This window comes from Stenotrophomonas sp. SrG, from assembly GCF_050031795.1.
GTDB lineage: Bacteria > Pseudomonadota > Gammaproteobacteria > Xanthomonadales > Xanthomonadaceae > Stenotrophomonas > Stenotrophomonas rhizophila_A.
In genome coordinates this window covers 1-239 of record NZ_JBNBBE010001130.1, presented here as the reverse complement: position 1 = coordinate 239, position 239 = coordinate 1, and the positions used below count along the sequence as shown (strand labels likewise).

The following is a 239-nucleotide window of genomic DNA, read 5'->3' as shown; positions in this document are numbered from 1 at the left end:
CCCTTGGCCTTGGCCTGGCCGATGGCCTTGGAGCGGCTGTTGCGCAGTCTCTGCAGCTCCTGGGTACGGATCTGGATGCGCATGCGGTCGGCTTCCAGCGACTCCAGCCCGGAGACGTCCCGCTCGAAACCGCGCGAGGAGCGCAGGCGTTCGGCGAGGGCGGCGGGGTGTGGGCGGAGCAGGGCTGGATCGAGCATGGCGGTTGGGCGGTAAGTACGGGTCTGGCGGGGGATGATCGC

At 69.9% G+C, this 239-nt stretch carries 1 pseudogene; it reads right to left on the bottom strand.

What is annotated here, in order from left to right:
• Positions 1–197: pseudogene (locus ACQG3P_RS22995) on the bottom strand (serine--tRNA ligase); the annotation flags it as partial.
• Between the last annotated feature and the right edge of the window lie 42 nt (positions 198–239).